The 1,394-nt window shown below is 70.2% G+C and carries 4 protein-coding genes (1 of these 4 only partly in view); 1 reads left to right on the forward strand and 3 read right to left on the reverse strand.

Annotated elements, in window-relative coordinates; genetic code table 11:
- Window positions 1–7 precede the first annotated feature (7 nt).
- A complete protein-coding gene (locus FrCorBMG51_RS32470) occupies window positions 8–262 on the forward strand; it encodes a tyrosine-type recombinase/integrase (protein WP_268760544.1) in 255 nt (84 codons plus the stop codon).
- Between the two features lie 169 nt (window positions 263–431).
- Here the strand turns inward: FrCorBMG51_RS32470 and FrCorBMG51_RS08440 are convergent, their stop codons facing one another.
- The 3 genes in view from FrCorBMG51_RS08440 to FrCorBMG51_RS08445 are tightly spaced (at most 22 nt apart) and all read right to left on the reverse strand, a layout consistent with a single transcriptional unit that may run on beyond the window.
- Window positions 432–971 (reverse strand): GNAT family N-acetyltransferase, encoded by a 540-nt coding sequence (locus FrCorBMG51_RS08440; protein WP_052914483.1) that lies wholly within the window; start codon window positions 969–971, stop codon window positions 432–434.
- A complete protein-coding gene (locus FrCorBMG51_RS24910; RefSeq protein ID WP_200902382.1) occupies window positions 968–1,342 on the reverse strand; it encodes a hypothetical protein in 375 nt (124 codons plus the stop codon). Before FrCorBMG51_RS24910 ends, FrCorBMG51_RS08440 begins: the two co-directional genes overlap by 4 nt.
- 22 nt (window positions 1,343–1,364) lie before the next feature.
- Window positions 1,365–1,394, reverse strand: partial view of a helix-turn-helix domain-containing protein gene (locus tag FrCorBMG51_RS08445; protein ID WP_052914485.1) — the end only. It continues 894 nt past the right edge of the window; 30 of the gene's 924 nt are visible here — the last part of the coding sequence; its start codon lies beyond the right edge, outside the window; its stop codon occupies window positions 1,365–1,367.

Raw genomic sequence — 1,394 nt, forward strand, 5'->3', positions numbered from 1 at the left:
CAGGCGGATGGACGAACCCGCCGTGTTCCGGCTGATCCGCCGGCTGGCCCGGGCCGCGGGCATCACCAGCGCGGACAAGCTGAGCCCGCACAGCCTCCGGCACAGCTTCGTCACGCTCGCGCTGGACGCCGGGGTGAGCCTGCGCGACGTCCAGGACGCCGCCGGCCACGCCGACCCGCGCACCACCCGCCGATACGACCGGGCCCGACACAACCTCGACCGCCACGCCGCCTACACCCTCGCGGCCCATCTCGCCGGGTAGCAAGATTGCTATGTGACCTGCGAGCACGACGACTGCACCGGACCCCAACCGCCCGATGATGTTCTGTGCGCCGCCCACCGCCTCGAGCGGAATGCCCAGCATGACCGGGTTGTGGCGGAGCTCCGCCAGCAGGCAGCGCAACGACGCTCCATCCGGCACATGCCGGAGTTCACCTGTCAGTACGGGCCTCCCACTCGCCCCGGGTGATCGCGTAGACGGACTTGTCAGCGCCGTGGAGGTGTTCCGTCCGTTGGAAGGTCTTCCCGAGCCGTTCGGCGACTCGGACTGACCGGACGTTGTCCGGTCGGATCACCGAGATCACCTCGTCCGTGCCGACCTTCTCGAAGGCGAACCGGACGGCCGCCGCGCCCGCCTCCGTCGCGTACCCGCGGCCCCACACGGCAGGGTCGAGGAACCAGACCGCTTCCACCCCCGGCCAGTCTTCCTCACCCCACAGGCCGACCCTGCCCACCATGGAGCCGGTAGCCGTCTCGTCGACAGCCCACAGGCCATATCCGCGCAGAACCCAGTGACCGAGTTGCAACGCTATGTTCCGCCATGCCGACGCCCGGTCCGTTGGGCCGCTGAGGTAGCGGTAGAACTCCGGCTTGGAGGCGATCTCGACCCACCGGTTGAGGTCGGCCGCGTCGATGCAGCGTAGGACCAGCCGGTCTGTGACGATCGTCGGTACGTCCAGGGCGAGGGTCACGGCTCGTCTCCGGAGGTCAACGCCGCTACGGGCATGCCGCGGACCAGCGCGCTGTACTCGCGTACGGCGGGGATCTGCCGATGCGCCGGCTGGAAGAAACCCGCGAGCCGGCGTGCCTTCAGCGCCACGGTGTGCGTGGGATGCGCCGCCAGCGTTTCGAGCACCTGTACACCGATGGTGGCCGCCGTGTCCGGTTCCGGGTTGGGTCGACGCAGGTAGGCGATGGACAGGCTGAGCCGGGCGTGGGCCTGTTCCTCGGTGCAGAAGGTCCCCGCCGTCATCCCGTAGGCGTCGGTGGAGGCCAGGGACCAGCGTTCCGCAGCGATCCCGTCTCCCATTGCCAGGGCCACACCGGCGCGGAACATTCCCACCTCGGCCTCTCCGACCGGGGTGCTACCCGGCCGCGGCGGGTGGTCGCCGGCC

This window comes from Protofrankia coriariae (assembly GCF_001017755.1).
Taxonomy (GTDB): Bacteria; Actinomycetota; Actinomycetes; order Frankiales; family Frankiaceae; genus Protofrankia; species Protofrankia coriariae.